Source organism: Variovorax sp. GW821-FHT06D12 (genome assembly GCF_059419205.1).
On record NZ_JBWKRI010000006.1, the window covers coordinates 253,812 to 268,082 of the forward strand.

Here is a 14,271-nt window from a genome sequence, read left to right on the forward strand (position 1 = left end):
TGCGAAAGCTTCAGCGCAGCTTCTCGTTGCGCCGAATCTCGCTGCTGAGCTGCGCCGTCATCCGCGTGGCCGCGCGCCGGGCGGCCAGGCCGTAGTCGCCGTTGAACTCGCCGAACTCCGCCGTGCCGTTGCCGACCGCGCGCACGCGCGTGACTTCGGCGCCCGCGGTGTCGGTCACCACGCAGGCCACCTCGGCCGTGAAGGCGGTGGGCGGCCAGGTGATCCACGAGGACGAGCTCGAATCGGTCTTGATCTGCGGCGTGAACACCAGCGACACGCCCGCCGCCTCGTTGGCCTTGGCATCGCTGGCGGTGCGCAGCACGACCACGTTGCGGTAGACCGCGCGCAGCGCGTCGCGGATCGATTTTTCGAGGTCGCGGTACGGGTAGTAGCTCACGCGGTCGCCGCTGCCGCCGGCGGTGGTCACCTGCAGATCGCGCTGCGCGTCGGTCATCACGTAGGCCACCTTCTTGGGGATGAGGTGGGCGGCCGACCGGGGCGGTGCGGTCTCGGTGATCATCGTGATCGGGTGGGCGCAGCCCGCCAGCAGCACGGCGGTTGCCAGTGCGGCGGCCAGCCGGGGCGTCAGGGAAGAAAGAAGCGTCATGGTGCGTTCCCGGCCTTACTGCGCAGGCGGCGCGATGGCCGCGACGAATTGCGGATCGGCATACACCTGCCGCAGCAGCGCCCGCACCAGCCGCGGGTACGCGGCCTGTCCGGCGGGCACGGCCACGATGTTGGCGTAGCTCGAATCGAAGGCGATCTCGCCGCGGTAGGTCTTGCGCAGCGTCTGCGCGGCGTTGCGCGTGACGGTGACTTCGACGTCCATGCGGCCCGAGCCGTTGATCACGCCCAGGTCGAGTTCATTGACGAGGATGCGCGCTGCGATGCGCGTCGGCGCCTTGGGGTCGTAGACGGAGATCTCGCCCAGGTCGCGCATCAGCGCGTCTTCGAGGTACTGGGCGAAGGTGCCGCTGGGCGACACGAGCCTGGCGCGGCGCAGGCCCAGGGTGTTGATCTTGTCGTTGGGGTCGGTGGGTTGCACCTTGGCCACCGCGACCTTGCCGGGGTTGTGCGCCTCGAGCCGGTCGAGCGCCTCGTAGTCGGCGGCATAGGGCGGCGCGCCGAGCTGTGCGCAGCCCGTGGCCAGTGCCGCCAGCAGGAGCGCGCCAGTGCGCCAGCGCACGCCCTGCGGTCTGGAGACGATCGCCATGTCTTGAACCCCCTCGTCCGAGATGTCTTCTTCTCCCCGGCGCGAGGGTAGCAGGCATCGCGCCGCGCGCGAAGGCTACGGCGGCGCAGCCGGGTCAGATGGGTTCGAGCACGTGGATGCGCTTGCTCTCGGTGAGCTCTTTGGTCTGCGCGCTGAAGGCCGCCATGTGCGGCGCGACCGCGTGCGCCTGCAGGGCCGGCAGCGAGGCCCACTTCTCGATCACCACGAAGGTGTCGGGCCCGAAGCTGGCCTTCGACGGCGGAATGCCCTGCGCGTCGATCGTGGCCGCGTACTCGATGCAGCCCTCTTCGGCCAGCACGGTGGCGCGGTTGGCCTTGAAGGCTTCGAGCAGAAGGGCGCGCTGGCCGGGCTTGGCGGTGATGACGGCAACGACTTGGATCATGGAACAGGGTCTCCGGTGAAGTGACATGAACTGAGGAATGCAGCGACCGAATCTACGAGATCGCACGCCGGTGCGCAGGTCCGGTGGGCGACAAGGCCGGCATGCACACGCCGCATGCGACAGTTACCCGCGAGACACACTCTCGCCCCGCCACGGTCGTGGCGAGGTCATAGGATCGGGTCATCTTCCGCATCGACCTGCCTTTGCCATGTTCATCGTCACCCTGACCTACATCCGCCCGCTCGAGGAACTCGACGCTCTGATGGATGCGCATGTCACCTGGCTCAAGAAGCACTACGCCAGCGGCCTGTTCGTGGCCTCGGGGCGCCAGGTGCCGCGCAAGGGCGGCGTGATCCTCGCGCGCTCGGGCGACCGCGAGGGGCTCGAGGCGGTGCTGGCGCGCGACCCCTTCGTGCAGGGCGGCGTCGCGCGCACCGACGTGATCGAGTTCATCCCGAGCATGACCGCGCTGAGCGTCGAGGTGCTGCGCGGCTACTGAGAACCGCGCAGCCCCGGAAGCCGATGTAGATCAGGCTCCCGGCACTTCCTCGCGCCCGTTGGGGTGCCGCGCAAAGCGCGCGGCCTCGGCGCCATGCACCGGCGCCGGGTCGGCCCAGGGCCAGCCGCCGAACTGCGTGCGGCGGTAGTCGGCCATCGTCTGGGCGATCTCGGCCTGCGTGTTCATCACGAAGGGGCCGTACTGCGCCACCGGCTCGCCGATCGGGCGGCCCTGCAGCAGCAGGAACTCGCCGTCGCCCTCGGGGCCGTTGCACAGTTCCACGGCCGCGTCGGCGCGCAGCTCGATGGCCGCCGGTCCGTCCACGCGCCGCCCCGCCACCTGCGCGGTGGCGCCCTTGAAGAAGTACAGCATGCGCCGCGTGCCCTCGCCGGTGGCGGGCGGCACCGTCCAGCGCGCGCCGGGCGTCATGCGCAGCGTCCAGATCGCCAGGTCGGCGCCCGCCTGCGCGGCCCACGAATCGGGCGGCGGCGCGAGCGGGTCGATGGCCGCCTGGGCCTGCGCGTCATCGCCGCCGAAGCGCCCGGCGATCACCGCCACCTCGGTGCGGCCGCCCTGCGCGTCGTCCGAGGCGAAGCGCGGAATCGCCTCCGACCAGAACATCGTGAAGTGCGGCTCGGCCATCTTGTTCTTCGCCGGCAGGTTGAGCCAGATCTGGAACAGCTCCAGCGGATTGGGCGCGCCGGCGTCCAGCAGCGGGAACATCTCCGAATGCACGATGCCCTTGCCGGCCGTGAGCCACTGCACGTCGCCGCCGCCGAAGCGCGCCGTGGCGCCCAGCGAGTCGGAGTGGTCGACCAGGCCCTTGCGCACGATGGTCACCGTCTCGAAGCCGCGGTGCGGGTGCGAGGGAAAGCCCGGCACCGTCTCGCCGTGGTACATGCTCCAGCCGTCCTTGCGGCTGAAGTCCTGGCCGATCTGGCGGCCGGCCAGCGAGGCCTCGGGGCCCATGCGGCCGTTGCCCTTCGGGTACGCGTCGTCGTGGTAGACGCAGAACAGGAAGGGGTCGAGCGTCTGCCACGGGAAGCCGAGCGGCTGGACCTGGACGATGGGAGACGCGCTGTGGTTGTCGTTGCTGTCGGACATGTCGGTATTCCTTGGTGAGGCAGGCACGGCCGCCATGCGGGCCGTGCCGGAACCAGGAATATCGGGGCGCCGCCGCCTTTCGGTAGGTGCCTTCCGCGCAACGATCAAGAGCGCATATGGAACGATGGGCATCGTCCGGCCCCCACGTTCACTGCGAGGGCATCTCGGCGTTCGGGTCCATGTAGACCAGTTCCCAGATGTGGCCGTCCAGGTCCTGGAAGCCGTGGCCGTACATGAAGCCGTAGTCCTTCGGCTCGCGCGGCGTCGTGCCGCCGGCGGCCACCGCCTTGGCGACCAGGTCGTCGACCTCGGCGCGGCTCTCGCACGACAGGCACACCAGCACCTCGTTCTCCTTGCGGGCGTCGGCGATGCCCTGGTTCGTGAAGGTCTTGAAGTAGTCCTCCATCAGCAGCATCGCGTGGATGCTGCCTTCGTGGATGACCATGCAGGCGGCGTTCGCGTCGGTGAACTGCGGGTTGAAGGTGTAGCCCAGCGCGCCGAAGAAAGCCTTGCTCTTGTCGAGGTTCCGGACGGGGAGGTTCACGAAGATCTGCTTGGTGGCCATGGTGGGGTTCCTGTGTCGATGAAGGGTGGGTCGGGTGTGTGCCGGCGTCTTTGTGTACGCCGTCCACAAAAGATATCAAAGAAAATGGACGGTGTCCACATAATTTTTCGGCGCACCGGAAATCGGCCGGCACCACGTCGTTGAGGGAAAAAAGAGCGGGCATCATGAACACCATGGAAATCGAGTTCAAGTTCTGCATTCCCGCCGGCCGCCTGAAGGCCGTCGAAGCCGCATTGCGGCGCGGCGCCGTCGTGCGCACGCGCCTGCAGGCCCGCTATTTCGACACCGCCGACCAGCGCCTCGTGGCCGACGGCATGGTGCTGCGGCTGCGCAAGGAGGGCCGGCGCTGGGTGCAGACCGTCAAGGCCGCCGGCGACAACGCGCTGCACCGGCTCGAGCACAACGTCGACCTGGGCACCGGCGCCGCCGCGCCCGCCATCGACCCCGCGCGCCACGCCGGCACGCCCGTCGGCGAGCGGCTGGCCCGCCTGCTGCAGCCGACCGATGGCGATGCGGTGCCGCTGGTCGAGCGCCAGTCGACCGACATCGTGCGGCTCACGCGCGACCTGCGCGTGAGCGGCCCGGCCGGCGCCGTGGTCGAGATGGCGCTGGACGTCGGCAAGGTCGTCGCGCACGCGGGCACGCCCGCGCAGCGCGCCTCGCCCGTGTGCGAGCTGGAGCTCGAACTCAAGAGCGGCGACGTGCAGGGGCTCGTGGCGCTCGCACGGCGCTGGTCGCAGCAGCACGGCCTGTGGTTCAGCACCGTCTCGAAGGCCGAGCGCGGCATGCGCCTGCTGGCCGAGCAAGAGACCGTGCCCGCTATCAAGGCCGAAGCGCCGCGCTTCCCGGCCCACGGCCTCGACGGCCGCACCCTCCAGCAGGCCGTGGTCGCGTCGTGCCTGGACCAGATGCTGCCCAACGCCAGCGAGATCGCCGCGGGCAGCACCGACGAAGAACAGATCCACCAGCTGCGCATCGGCATCCGCCGCCTGCGCACCGCGCTGCGCGAACTGGCGGGGCTCGATGCCGACACGAGCCGCTTCGACGCCGCCGCATGGGAGCCGCCGCTGGTCGACGCCTTCCGCGCGCTCGGCGAACTGCGCGATCGCGAACAGGTCGTGAAGCTCGCGCAGCCGCGGCTGCGTGAGGCGGGTGCGCCGGAGGTCGACCCGCTGGCGGGCGATGCCAGCGATGCGGCTGCCGCGCCGGCGCTGACACCCGGCGACATCGTGCGCGCCGCCGCGTTCCAGGACGTGCTGGTGTCGCTGATCGGTTTCACCGCCGCCACGCCGCCGTCCACGGGGTCCGCACCGCTCGCCGCCGACGAGGCCCGTCAGCAGTTGCGCGAACGGCTCCAGCGTCTGCACAAGCAGGCCGTGCGCGATGGCGAGCGCTTCGAATCGCTCGCCACCGAGCACCAGCACCGCGCGCGCAAGCGGCTCAAGCGCCTGCGCTACCTGGCGGAGTTCGTCGCGCCGTTGTTCGCCGAAGCGGACGGCAGCAAAAAGAAGAAGGACGCAGCCGAGCGCTACCTGAAAGCCCTGCGCCCCGCGCAGGACGCGCTGGGCGAGTTCAACGACGAGGCCGTGGCGCTCGCGCTGTACCGCGAGGTCGCATCGCGCGACCCGCGTGCGTGGTTCGCGGTGGGCTGGTTCAGCGCGCGCCGCGCGGCGGGAGCGACGGCGTGTCGTGAGGCGCTGGAGAGAATCGGCGAGGCGCCGAGGTTCTGGAAGAAATCCTAGCGGTTGTGCTCAATCGTCAAGGGCAAGCGCCAGTTGTTGCGAGCCTGGCAAAGCCGGATCGATCCGCCGGTCTGCCAGCTTCTTGGCGGCTACACCTGCTCCCCAGGCAAAGAGGGCGAGCCATGCGAGCCAAGCTGCAAACAGGCACAAGAGCACGGCCGACCACCGCTGCTCCTTCACCGTACTCTTTACAAACGCGGGAAAGCCGGCGTCCTTCAAGACGCCGCACAGCGCTTTCACCTCGACCTCGGAAAACGAGGTGCGGGCCCCGATGTCACCTGCAATGTTGGTGCAGTCCGAAGCCCTTAGCGAGGCTGTTTGCAGTGGCCATGCCGCCGTGATCTCCGTCGCAGTCGCCAGAAACAGCCGCCCAGTTGCCTTGAGAGAAAGAAGCGCGCGATCCGTGGGCAGGCTCGCCACGCTCAAGGCAAACACCGCAACCGCAGCAACGAAGCCTGCCAGCCGCGCGGCTTGGCTTGCGCGTCCTGGCAGCTTGTGTTCCTTGACTTGCCGAAGTTCAGCGTCAAAGAGTTCGCCGCAATGCCGAAGTGTCCTCATCTGCACGTCGTTGTGCTTCGCCCACTGAATGAGCTGATGGGCTTCCGTCAGGCTGGCCACAGGAATACCGGCGAACAGGCGGAAAGAAACCAGGCTTGTCTGCTCGTCGACGAACGCACGGACTTCTGGATCCGTGATTTCCTGTTTGCCATGCACCAACTGCCAAAGCCGGCGAATCAGTACATGGCGGGACTCTGTGCGCCAAATGACCCAGACGAACGCTGCGCCGATCAGGATCGGAGCAGCGATGCTGAAGAAACTGGAAATCTCGGAGACCGTGGCGAAATCCATCGCTCAACAAGGCTCAGTGATGGTGCCCGTGCGCCCCATGCACATGCCGGTGCTCGATCTCCACCGGCAGCGCTGCGCGCACGTCCGTCACCTGCAGGCTGAACTTCAGCGCCTTGCCGGCCCAGGGGTGGTTGCCGTCGAGCAGCACGACCGGGCCCTTGATCTTGGTCACGGTGAACACGTGCTCGGTGCCGTCGTCGAGCCGGCCCTGCAGCTGGCCGCCGACCTTCACGCCGGGCGGGAACTCGGTCTTGGGAATGGTGCGCACCAGTGCCTCGTCGCGCAGGCCGAAGGCGTCTTCGGGGGCGAGGTTCAGCGTGGTCTGGTAGCCCTTTTCCTGGCCGTCGAGCGCCTGCTCGATCTTGGGCAGGGTGTTCTCGTAACCGCCATGCAGGTAGGCCATCGGCTCGGGGCTGGCTTCGATGAGCTTGCCCTGGGCGTCGGCGACTTTGTACTTGAGGGTGACGACGGTGTCTTTTTCGATTTTCATGGCGGGCATTTTCTGTGGAAATCGATCTGCGTCCGAAGTCAGGTCATCCGCGCCCGCCACACATCCGGCAACGCCTCCTCCTCCCGCAGCTTCTGCGTCACCATTCCGATGAACGCCGACACCGCCCGCGGCAGGTGCTTGCGGCTCGGGTAGACCACGCTCAGCCCATGCCCGGTGCGCTGGTACTGCGGCAGCACCGGCACCAGCCGCCCGGCCTCCACATCGAGCCGCCCCATGGCCGGCGGCAGCAGCGCGATGCCCAGGCCGGCGATGGCGGCCTTGCGCAAGGCCTGCGCGGTGTTGCCGCTGAAGCGGCCGCCCACCTGCACTTCTTCTTCCTTGCCGCCGGGACCGGTCAGGCGCCAGGTGGTGCGGCCGCTGGGGTGGGCGGGGGTCACGCAGTCGTGGTCGGCCAGGTCTCCCAGCGTGGCGGGCGTGCCGCGCGCGGCCAGGTAGGCGGGGCTGGCGACGAGGCCGTCGGTGCGCGGGCCGAGCAGCTGGCGGGCGACGTACCCCGAGTCGGCCAGCGCGCCGCCGCGGAAGGCGATGTCGATCTGCTCGGCGATCAGGTCGGCCTTGGCGTCGCTGAGCACGAACTCGACGCGCACCAGCGGGTACGCGGCCAGGAAGTCGGCCACCCAGGCCATGGGGAAGAAGTCGAAGAAATCGGCCGTGGCCGCCACGCGCACGCGGCCGCTGGGTTCCTGGCTGCCGGTGATGAGCGCCTGCCCGGCCTCGACCAGCCCGTCGACCGCCTCGGCGCACTGTTCGTGAAACGCCTCCCCGGCGCCGGTGAGCGTGAGCTTGCGCGTCGAGCGCTGCAGCAGCCGGGTGCCGAGCTGCGCCTCCAACTGCTGGATGCGCCGGCTCACGGTGTTGGGCGGCAGGCCCAGCCGGCGGCCGGCCTCGGCAAAGCTGCCGTGGCGCACCACCTGCACGAAGACGGCGATGTCGTTGAGGTCGAGCATGGCGAGGCCTATTCCTTCTGTTCGTGGACGAGTGCAATCCGACTCTACCGTCTAGTCGATCAATGCGTGCGTGCCTAACCTTCAGTCCATGGCCTTTCCGGCCTTCGACCACCCCATTTCATTCAGGAGCACGCACCCCATGAGCGCACAACAACCCCGCATCGGCATCGTCATCGGCTCGACCCGCGAAGGCCGTTTCGGCGAGAAGCCCGCGCACTGGATCCACGAGATCGCGAAGCAGCGCACCGACCTGGCCTTCGAACTGGTCGATCTGCGCGATCACCCGCTGCCCTTCTTCAACGAAGCCGGCGCGCCCGCCTGGGGCCCGGTGAAGAACGAGGCCGCGCAGCGCTGGCAGGCCAAGCTGGCCACGTTCGACGGGCTGATCATCGTCACGCCCGAGTACAACCATGGCCCGAGCGCGGTGCTGAAGAACGCGATCGACTGGGCCTACAAGGAGTTCATCCGCAAGCCGATCGGCTTCGTGGGCTACGGCGGCGTGGGCGCGGCGCGCGCGGTGGAGCAGCTGCGGCTGATCGCGGTCGAGATGCAGATGGCGCCGGTGCGCCACGCAGTGCACATCGGCATGGTCGAGTTCCTGGGCATCTGGCAGCAGGGCAAGTCCTTCGACGACTTCCCGCACCTGGCGCAGTCGGCCACGGGCCTGCTCGACGACCTGGCGTGGTGGACCCGCGCACTGAAGACCGCCAGGGAGGCCGTATGAGCGCAGTGGTTGCCACCGACACCCGCGCCGTCGTTTACCGCACGCGCGGCGCGAAGCACGGGCCGATCACGCGGCTCATGAGTCCCGGCGACCTGGGCGAATACCTCAAGCCCTTCGTGTTCCTCGACCTGTTCGGCTTCGATGTCGATGGCGGCCACAAGGGTTTCGGCCTGCACCCGCACTCGGGCATCGCCACGCTGACCTGGCTCATCGAAGGCGACACGCTGTACGAGGACACGACCGGCGAACAGGGCGTGCTGCGCGGCGGCGGCGTCGAGTGGATGCGCGCCGGCAACGGCGTGTGGCACACGGGCGCACCGGCGCCGGGCGTGACGCGCGTGCAGGGCTTCCAGCTCTGGGTGGCGCTGCCGGCCGCGGAGGAAAACGCGCCCGCGCAGAGCATCTACCTCGCGCCCTCGCAGGTGCCGCAGGACGGCCCGGCGCGCGTGCTGCTCGGGCGCTACGGCGCGGCGCAGAGCCCCATTTCGGCGCCCTCGCCGATGAACTACCTGGCCGTGCAGCTCAAGGACGGTGAACGCTGGCGCTACACGCCGCCCGCCGGCCACACGGTCGGCTGGGTCGCGGTGAACGCGGGCCGGCTCGATGCGGGCGACGGTACCGGCGGCCCCATCGGCACGGGCGAGCTCGCGGTGTTCGAAGAGTCCGGCGCGGCCATCGACGTCGTGGCGCAGGGCGACACGGCCTTCGTGCTCGGCTCGGCGGTGCCGCACCCACACGAACTGGTGATGGGCCACTACTCGGTGCATACGAGCCGCGCGACGCTCGACCGGGGCGAGGCCGAGATTCGCCGCATCGGCGCCACACTGCGCGCACAAGGCCGGCTCGCCTGAGCGACGAACCGCGCGTAAGCCAGCATGCGCCGCGCGGGCGGCTGCGCCAGAATCGTTCGCTTCTGTTTTTCGCGAACGATCCCGCAGCCGCCCGCCATGAATCTCGTCGACGCCTTCGCCGCCCACGCCACCCGTTTCATCGACATCCGGCGCGACATCCACGCGCACCCTGAACTCGGTTTCGAGGAGCACCGCACCTCCGAGAAGGTCGCGAGCCTGCTCGCCGAATGGGGCATCGAGGTGCACCGCGGCATCGCGGGCACGGGCCTCGTCGGCGTGCTGCGCAAGGGCACGGGCACGCGCTCCATCGGCCTGCGCGCCGACATGGACGCGCTGCCGCTGCACGAGGCCAACGAGTTCGCCCACAAGTCGACGAACCCCGGCCGCATGCACGCCTGCGGCCACGACGGCCACACGACGATGCTGCTGGCCGCTGCCTGGCACCTGTCGCAACAAGGGCCCGATGATTTCGACGGCACCGTGCATTTCATCTTCCAGCCCGCCGAGGAGATGGGCAAGGCCGGCGCCAGGAAGATGATCGACGAGGGCCTGTTCGAGCGCTTTCCGTGCGACGCGGTCTTCGGGCTGCACAACTTTCCCGTCGGCGACGTGGGCCGCTTCGCGCTCAACGAAGGCGCGCTGATGGCGTCGAGCAACACCTACAAGATCACCGTGCGCGGGCGCGGCACGCACGCCTCGATGCCGCACACCGGCATCGACCCGGTGGCCGCGGTGGTCACGCTGGCGCAGCAGTTGCAGACCATCGTGGCGCGCACCATTCCCAGCACCGAGCGCGCACTGCTGGCGGTCACGCAACTGCAGGGTTCGGATGCGCCGAACGTGATTCCCGATGTGGCGACGGTGGGCGGCACGATCCGCACCTTTTCCATCGAGGCCATCGACAAGCTCGAGGCGCGACTGCGCGAAGTGGCGGCCGGCGTGGCGGCGGCGCATGGCTGCACGGCCGAGGTGTACTTCAACCGCTCCTCGCCGCCGACCGTGAACCATCCGGCCGAGGCGCGCTTTGCCGCCGGCGTGATGCGCGAGGTGGTGGGCGACGACATGGTCACCGACAACTTCCCCGCCGTGATGGGCGCCGAGGACTTCGCGCACATGCTGCTCGCGCGGCCCGGCTGCTACGCCTTCCTCGGCAATGGCGACGGCGACCACCGGCTGGACGGCCACGGGCCCGGCCCTTGCATCATCCACAACACCTCGTTCGACTTCAACGACGAGATCATCCCGATCGGTGCCAGCTACTTCGTGAAGCTGGTGCAGCGCTGGCTGCCGTCGGGCACCTGAAAAACGACTTTTTTTGTTGACGATGAAAGCGGCCACCTCGATGACTTTTCCCCTGTTCACCCGACGTTCGCTGGCTGCGCTTGCAGCCGCCGTGGCCCTGGGCGGCCTTGGCGCCGCGCACGCGCAGCAGCGCGTGATCCACATCATCGTGCCCTTCGGCACGGGCGCCGTGCAGGACACGGTGGCACGCGCCTTCAACAACGAGCTGGGCGTCGCGCTCGGCGGCAGCGCCATCGTCGAGAACCGCGCGGGCGCGGGCGGCACGGTGGGCGCGGCGGTGGCGGCCAAGGCGCCGGCCGACGGCAACACGCTGGTGCTGGCGGCGGCCAGCCACAACATCGCGGGCTTCCTGTACAGCAAGCTGCCCTATGACCCGCTGAAGGACTTCGTCGGTGTGGCCAACGTGGGCAACGCGGGCTACGTGCTGGCGGTGGCCAGCGGCATGAACGTGTCGACCACGGCCGACTTCATCAAGGAGGTCAAGGCCAACCCCGGCAAGTACAACTACGCCTCGGCCGGCAACGGCAGCGCCACGCACCTCGCGATGGCGTCGTTCCTCGCGAAGGCCGGCCTGCAGATGACGCACATCCCGACCAAGTCGACCGGCGAGGCCGTGAACGAGGTGCTCGCTGGCCGGGTGCAGGCGGTGATCTCGTCGAGCATCGGCGTGATGGGTTTCCAGGACGACGCGCGCGTGAAGCTGCTGGCCTCCACGGGCCAGGCGCGCAGCCCCTTCCTGCCGAAGCTGCCGACGGTGGGCGAGAGCGGCCTGCCGGGCTACGCCTTCGATTCGTGGATTGGCCTCTTGGCCCCGGCGGGCACGCCGAAGGCCGAGGTCGAGCGCATCAACGCGGCGGCCAACAAGGTGCTGGCCGATCCGGTGATCCAGGAACGCTTCAAGCGCCTGGGCGTGGAGCCGCGCAGCCAGAGTGCCGAAGCCTTCCAGAAGCTGCTGCGTGCGGATTGGGATGCGATGGGGGTGGTGGTGAAGGCTTCGGGGGCGAAGGTCGACTGACCTTTGCTTGCTTGGGTTGGCGCTCCTGTTCGGGGCGCGTGCCCGGGCCACCGGGTACTTCCCTCCGCGAATGTCCCCCGGGGCTTCGCCCCTCCTCCTTGATTTCGCTGCGGGAAGCACCCAGTGTCCCGGGCACGGGGCACGCTGTGGGTTCTTCGCCGATCAACCACCGCACTGACCCGATCACGTCGATGGGGTGCCTTGCGCAGCGAAATCAAGGAGGAGGCCGCAGGCCGGGGGACATTCGCGGAGCAAGGCTCCCCGTCGGCGGGATCGCGCCCCGAACGGCCCGTTCGTTCACAGATATCACAGAACCCCAGCCACCGAAAGAGCGCTTGCCCCACAGATATCTACAAGATATGTACTTAATATATTTAAACTGAGACAGGTCTCCCATGCAGCCGGGCCCTGTCGTTTTCATTGTTCCCAACCCTAGGAAGAAGCATGAAGTCACAAGCAGGCATGGTTTCCTCACTCAGTCTCGCGGGCCTGGTCGCCCTGGCCGTGGCCAGTCCCGCGCAGGCCCAGGAGCAGGTGGTCAAGATCGGCCACAGCGGTCCGCTGTCGGGTCCCAACGCCTTTGCGGGCAAGGACAATGAAAACGGCATCCGCCTGGCCATCGAGGAGCTCAACGCGAAGAAGCTCAGCGTCGGCGGCAAGACGCTGAAGTTCGAGCTGGTCTCCGAAGACGACCAGTGCGACGCCAAGACCGGCGTGAGCGTGGCGCAGAAGTTCGTCGACGACGGCATCAAGTTCGTCATGGGCCCGTACTGCTCGGGCGTGGCCATTCCGGCCTCGCGCATCTACAGCGACGGCGGCACGCTGGTGTCCACCGTGGGCACCAACCCGAAGGTCACGCAGGGCGGCTACAAGAACCTGTACCGCATCATCGCCAGCGACAACCAGATCGGCGGCGCCATGGCCGTGTACGCGGCCAAGGAACTGAAGGTGAAGAAGGTCGGCGTGATCGACGACCGCACGGCCTTCGGTCAGGGCCTCGCCGAAGAGTTCACCAAGGAAGCGAAGAAACAGGGCCTCACCATCGTGGGCCAGGAGTTCACCACCGACAAGGCCGTCGACTTCACCGCCATCCTGACCAACATGAAGGGCAAGGCGCCCGAGGCGATCTTCTTCGGCGGCTATGCGCCGCAGGCCGCGCCCATGGCGCGCCAGATGAAGCAGCTGGCCGTGCCCGGCAAGCTGCTGGGCGGCGACACCGTGTGCAGCCCGGCCACCGGCAAGATCGGCGGCGACGCGGTGAACGACCTGGTGTTCTGCGCGCAGGGCGGCTCCATGCTCGAGAAGGCGCAAAGCGGTCCGGCCTTCAAGGAGAAGTTCAAGAAGCGCTTCAACGTCGATCCCGATGCGTACGCCGCTTCGTACTACGACCAGGTGCTGTTCATCGGCGAGTCGATGAAGAAGGCCAACGCCATCGACCCCGACAAGGTCGGCGCCGAGCTCTACAAGGCCACCTACAAGGGCGTGGCCGCCACCTACGCGTACGACGACAAGGGCAACATGAAGCAGGCGCCCATCACCGTCTTCACGTTCAAGAACGCGGCCCCCGTGCCCATTGCCAGCTACTGAGTGAGCCTCACACCCATGCAACGCATCCAGGTCATCGACTCGCACACGGGCGGCGAGCCCACGCGCCTTGTGATCGGCGGCTTTCCCGATCTGGGGAAAGGCTCCATGGCCGAGCGCCGCACGCTGCTGGCCGATCAGCATGACAAGTGGCGCGCAGCGGCCGTGCTCGAGCCGCGCGGCAGCGACGTCGTCGTCGGCGCGCTGCTGTGCGAGCCGGTGTCGCCCGAGGCGGCGGCCGGCGTGGTCTTCTTCAACAACGCCGGTTACCTGGGCATGTGCGGCCACGGCACCATCGGGCTGGTCGCGAGCCTGGCGCACATGGGGCGCATCGGCGTGGGCGAGCACCGCATCGAGACGCCCGTGGGCACGGTCACGACCACGCTGCACGAAGACGGTTCGGTGAGCGTGCGCAACGTGCCCGCCTACCGGCACCTGCACCAGGTGGCGGTCGACCTGCCGGGCCACGGCACGGTGCGCGGCGATGTGGCGTGGGGCGGCAACTGGTTCTTCCTCGTGAGCGAGCACGGCCAGCGCGTGGCGAGCGACAACCTCGCGGCGCTGACCGACTACACGGCCGCCTTGCGCCGCGCGCTCGCAGCGCAGGGCATCACGGGCGCGAACGGCGCGGAGATCGATCACATCGAACTCTTCGCCAATGACGACGACGGCGCGGACAGCCGCAACTTCGTGCTGTGCCCCGGCAACGCCTACGACCGCTCGCCCTGCGGCACCGGCACCAGCGCCAAGATCGCCTGCCTCGCGGCCGACGGCAAGCTCGCGCCGGGCGCGGTGTGGCGGCAGGCCAGCGTGATCGGCAGCGTCTTCGAGGCGAGCTACGCGATGGACGGCGACCACGTCATTCCCACGCTGCGCGGCCGCGCGCACATCAGTGCCGAAGCCACATTGCTCATCGACGACGAAGACCCTTTCGGCTGGGGCATCCGCCTCTGACACCGGGG

Annotated in this window: 16 protein-coding genes; 8 read left to right on the forward strand and 8 right to left on the reverse strand. The window is 68.6% G+C overall.

What is annotated here, in order from left to right:
• Positions 1-10 precede the first annotated feature (10 nt).
• From AC07SQ_RS20130 to AC07SQ_RS20140, 3 genes are all read right to left on the reverse strand, one after another.
• Positions 11-607, reverse strand: a complete 597-nt coding sequence (locus AC07SQ_RS20130; RefSeq protein WP_495272639.1) for a hypothetical protein — start codon at positions 605-607, stop codon at positions 11-13.
• Positions 608-622: 15 nt separating this feature from the next.
• Complete coding sequence (locus AC07SQ_RS20135) at positions 623-1,213, reverse strand: hypothetical protein (protein WP_492745593.1); 591 nt, start codon at positions 1,211-1,213, stop codon at positions 623-625.
• Between the two features lie 94 nt (positions 1,214-1,307).
• Positions 1,308-1,616: a putative quinol monooxygenase gene (locus tag AC07SQ_RS20140; protein ID WP_495272640.1), complete on the reverse strand. Its 309-nt coding sequence runs from the start codon at positions 1,614-1,616 to the stop codon at positions 1,308-1,310.
• 208 nt (positions 1,617-1,824) lie between these two features.
• Between AC07SQ_RS20140 and AC07SQ_RS20145 the strand changes: the two genes are divergently transcribed.
• Positions 1,825-2,115 carry a YciI family protein gene (locus tag AC07SQ_RS20145; RefSeq protein ID WP_062473524.1) on the forward strand — a complete coding sequence of 97 codons (291 nt, stop codon included), beginning with the start codon at positions 1,825-1,827 and terminating at the stop codon, positions 2,113-2,115.
• A 30-nt stretch (positions 2,116-2,145) separates the two neighbouring features.
• Here the strand turns inward: AC07SQ_RS20145 and AC07SQ_RS20150 are convergent, their stop codons facing one another.
• Both AC07SQ_RS20150 and AC07SQ_RS20155 read right to left on the reverse strand, forming a co-directional pair.
• Entirely contained in the window at positions 2,146-3,219 is a 1,074-nt protein-coding gene (locus AC07SQ_RS20150) for a pirin family protein (protein WP_495272641.1), read from the reverse strand.
• Positions 3,220-3,367: 148 nt separating this feature from the next.
• Positions 3,368-3,784 (reverse strand): VOC family protein, encoded by a 417-nt coding sequence (locus tag AC07SQ_RS20155; protein WP_095747343.1) that lies wholly within the window; start codon positions 3,782-3,784, stop codon positions 3,368-3,370.
• A 164-nt stretch (positions 3,785-3,948) separates the two neighbouring features.
• Here AC07SQ_RS20155 and AC07SQ_RS20160 point away from each other — a divergent pair, with 164 nt between their 5' ends.
• Positions 3,949-5,526, forward strand: a complete 1,578-nt coding sequence (locus AC07SQ_RS20160; RefSeq protein WP_495272642.1) for a CYTH and CHAD domain-containing protein — start codon at positions 3,949-3,951, stop codon at positions 5,524-5,526.
• A gap of 9 nt (positions 5,527-5,535) precedes the next feature.
• Here AC07SQ_RS20160 and AC07SQ_RS20165 read toward each other — a convergent pair whose 3' ends face one another.
• From AC07SQ_RS20165 to AC07SQ_RS20175, 3 genes are read right to left on the reverse strand one after another with little or no spacing between them, the layout of a single operon-like run.
• Complete coding sequence (locus AC07SQ_RS20165) at positions 5,536-6,375, reverse strand: DUF6216 family protein (RefSeq protein ID WP_492682045.1); 840 nt, start codon at positions 6,373-6,375, stop codon at positions 5,536-5,538.
• Between the two features lie 13 nt (positions 6,376-6,388).
• Positions 6,389-6,865, reverse strand: a complete 477-nt coding sequence (locus AC07SQ_RS20170; RefSeq protein WP_062473516.1) for an FKBP-type peptidyl-prolyl cis-trans isomerase — start codon at positions 6,863-6,865, stop codon at positions 6,389-6,391.
• Between the two features lie 38 nt (positions 6,866-6,903).
• Entirely contained in the window at positions 6,904-7,833 is a 930-nt protein-coding gene (locus tag AC07SQ_RS20175) for a LysR family transcriptional regulator (RefSeq protein WP_495272643.1), read from the reverse strand.
• Between the two features lie 139 nt (positions 7,834-7,972).
• On the opposite strand from AC07SQ_RS20175, the gene AC07SQ_RS20180 reads away from it, so the two are divergent.
• From AC07SQ_RS20180 to AC07SQ_RS20205, 6 genes are all read left to right on the forward strand, one after another.
• Complete coding sequence (locus AC07SQ_RS20180; RefSeq protein WP_495272644.1) at positions 7,973-8,557, forward strand: NADPH-dependent FMN reductase; 585 nt, start codon at positions 7,973-7,975, stop codon at positions 8,555-8,557.
• On the forward strand, positions 8,554-9,408 hold the full coding sequence (locus AC07SQ_RS20185; protein WP_495272645.1) for a pirin family protein: 855 nt from the start codon (positions 8,554-8,556) through the stop codon (positions 9,406-9,408). The genes AC07SQ_RS20180 and AC07SQ_RS20185 overlap by 4 nt, the downstream gene beginning before the upstream one ends.
• A gap of 96 nt (positions 9,409-9,504) precedes the next feature.
• On the forward strand, positions 9,505-10,710 hold the full coding sequence (locus AC07SQ_RS20190) for a M20 aminoacylase family protein (RefSeq protein ID WP_495272646.1): 1,206 nt from the start codon (positions 9,505-9,507) through the stop codon (positions 10,708-10,710).
• Positions 10,711-10,750: 40 nt separating this feature from the next.
• The gene (locus AC07SQ_RS20195; protein ID WP_495272647.1) at positions 10,751-11,725 is read left to right on the forward strand and encodes a tripartite tricarboxylate transporter substrate-binding protein; all 975 of its coding nucleotides are present in this window, start codon (positions 10,751-10,753) and stop codon (positions 11,723-11,725) included.
• 444 nt (positions 11,726-12,169) lie between these two features.
• Positions 12,170-13,312, forward strand: coding sequence for a branched-chain amino acid ABC transporter substrate-binding protein (locus AC07SQ_RS20200; protein ID WP_062482625.1), 1,143 nt, complete (start codon positions 12,170-12,172; stop codon positions 13,310-13,312).
• Positions 13,313-13,327: 15 nt separating this feature from the next.
• The gene (locus AC07SQ_RS20205) at positions 13,328-14,263 is read left to right on the forward strand and encodes a 4-hydroxyproline epimerase (protein WP_495272648.1); all 936 of its coding nucleotides are present in this window, start codon (positions 13,328-13,330) and stop codon (positions 14,261-14,263) included.
• Positions 14,264-14,271: the final 8 nt, after the last annotated feature.

Coding starts and splice junctions, on each gene's coding strand:
- AC07SQ_RS20195 (WP_495272647.1), top strand. CDS start 10,751: ATGACTTTTCCCCTGTTCACCCGACGTTCGCTGGCTGCGCTTGCAGCC.
- AC07SQ_RS20190 (WP_495272646.1), top strand. CDS start 9,505: ATGAATCTCGTCGACGCCTTCGCCGCCCACGCCACCCGTTTCATCGAC.
- AC07SQ_RS20170 (WP_062473516.1), bottom strand. CDS start 6,865: ATGAAAATCGAAAAAGACACCGTCGTCACCCTCAAGTACAAAGTCGCC.
- AC07SQ_RS20140 (WP_495272640.1), bottom strand. CDS start 1,616: ATGATCCAAGTCGTTGCCGTCATCACCGCCAAGCCCGGCCAGCGCGCC.
- AC07SQ_RS20165 (WP_492682045.1), bottom strand. CDS start 6,375: ATGGATTTCGCCACGGTCTCCGAGATTTCCAGTTTCTTCAGCATCGCT.
- AC07SQ_RS20135 (WP_492745593.1), bottom strand. CDS start 1,213: ATGGCGATCGTCTCCAGACCGCAGGGCGTGCGCTGGCGCACTGGCGCG.
- AC07SQ_RS20200 (WP_062482625.1), top strand. CDS start 12,170: ATGAAGTCACAAGCAGGCATGGTTTCCTCACTCAGTCTCGCGGGCCTG.
- AC07SQ_RS20150 (WP_495272641.1), bottom strand. CDS start 3,219: ATGTCCGACAGCAACGACAACCACAGCGCGTCTCCCATCGTCCAGGTC.
- AC07SQ_RS20160 (WP_495272642.1), top strand. CDS start 3,949: ATGAACACCATGGAAATCGAGTTCAAGTTCTGCATTCCCGCCGGCCGC.
- AC07SQ_RS20130 (WP_495272639.1), bottom strand. CDS start 607: ATGACGCTTCTTTCTTCCCTGACGCCCCGGCTGGCCGCCGCACTGGCA.
- AC07SQ_RS20175 (WP_495272643.1), bottom strand. CDS start 7,833: ATGCTCGACCTCAACGACATCGCCGTCTTCGTGCAGGTGGTGCGCCAC.
- AC07SQ_RS20145 (WP_062473524.1), top strand. CDS start 1,825: ATGTTCATCGTCACCCTGACCTACATCCGCCCGCTCGAGGAACTCGAC.
- AC07SQ_RS20185 (WP_495272645.1), top strand. CDS start 8,554: ATGAGCGCAGTGGTTGCCACCGACACCCGCGCCGTCGTTTACCGCACG.
- AC07SQ_RS20205 (WP_495272648.1), top strand. CDS start 13,328: ATGCAACGCATCCAGGTCATCGACTCGCACACGGGCGGCGAGCCCACG.
- AC07SQ_RS20180 (WP_495272644.1), top strand. CDS start 7,973: ATGAGCGCACAACAACCCCGCATCGGCATCGTCATCGGCTCGACCCGC.
- AC07SQ_RS20155 (WP_095747343.1), bottom strand. CDS start 3,784: ATGGCCACCAAGCAGATCTTCGTGAACCTCCCCGTCCGGAACCTCGAC.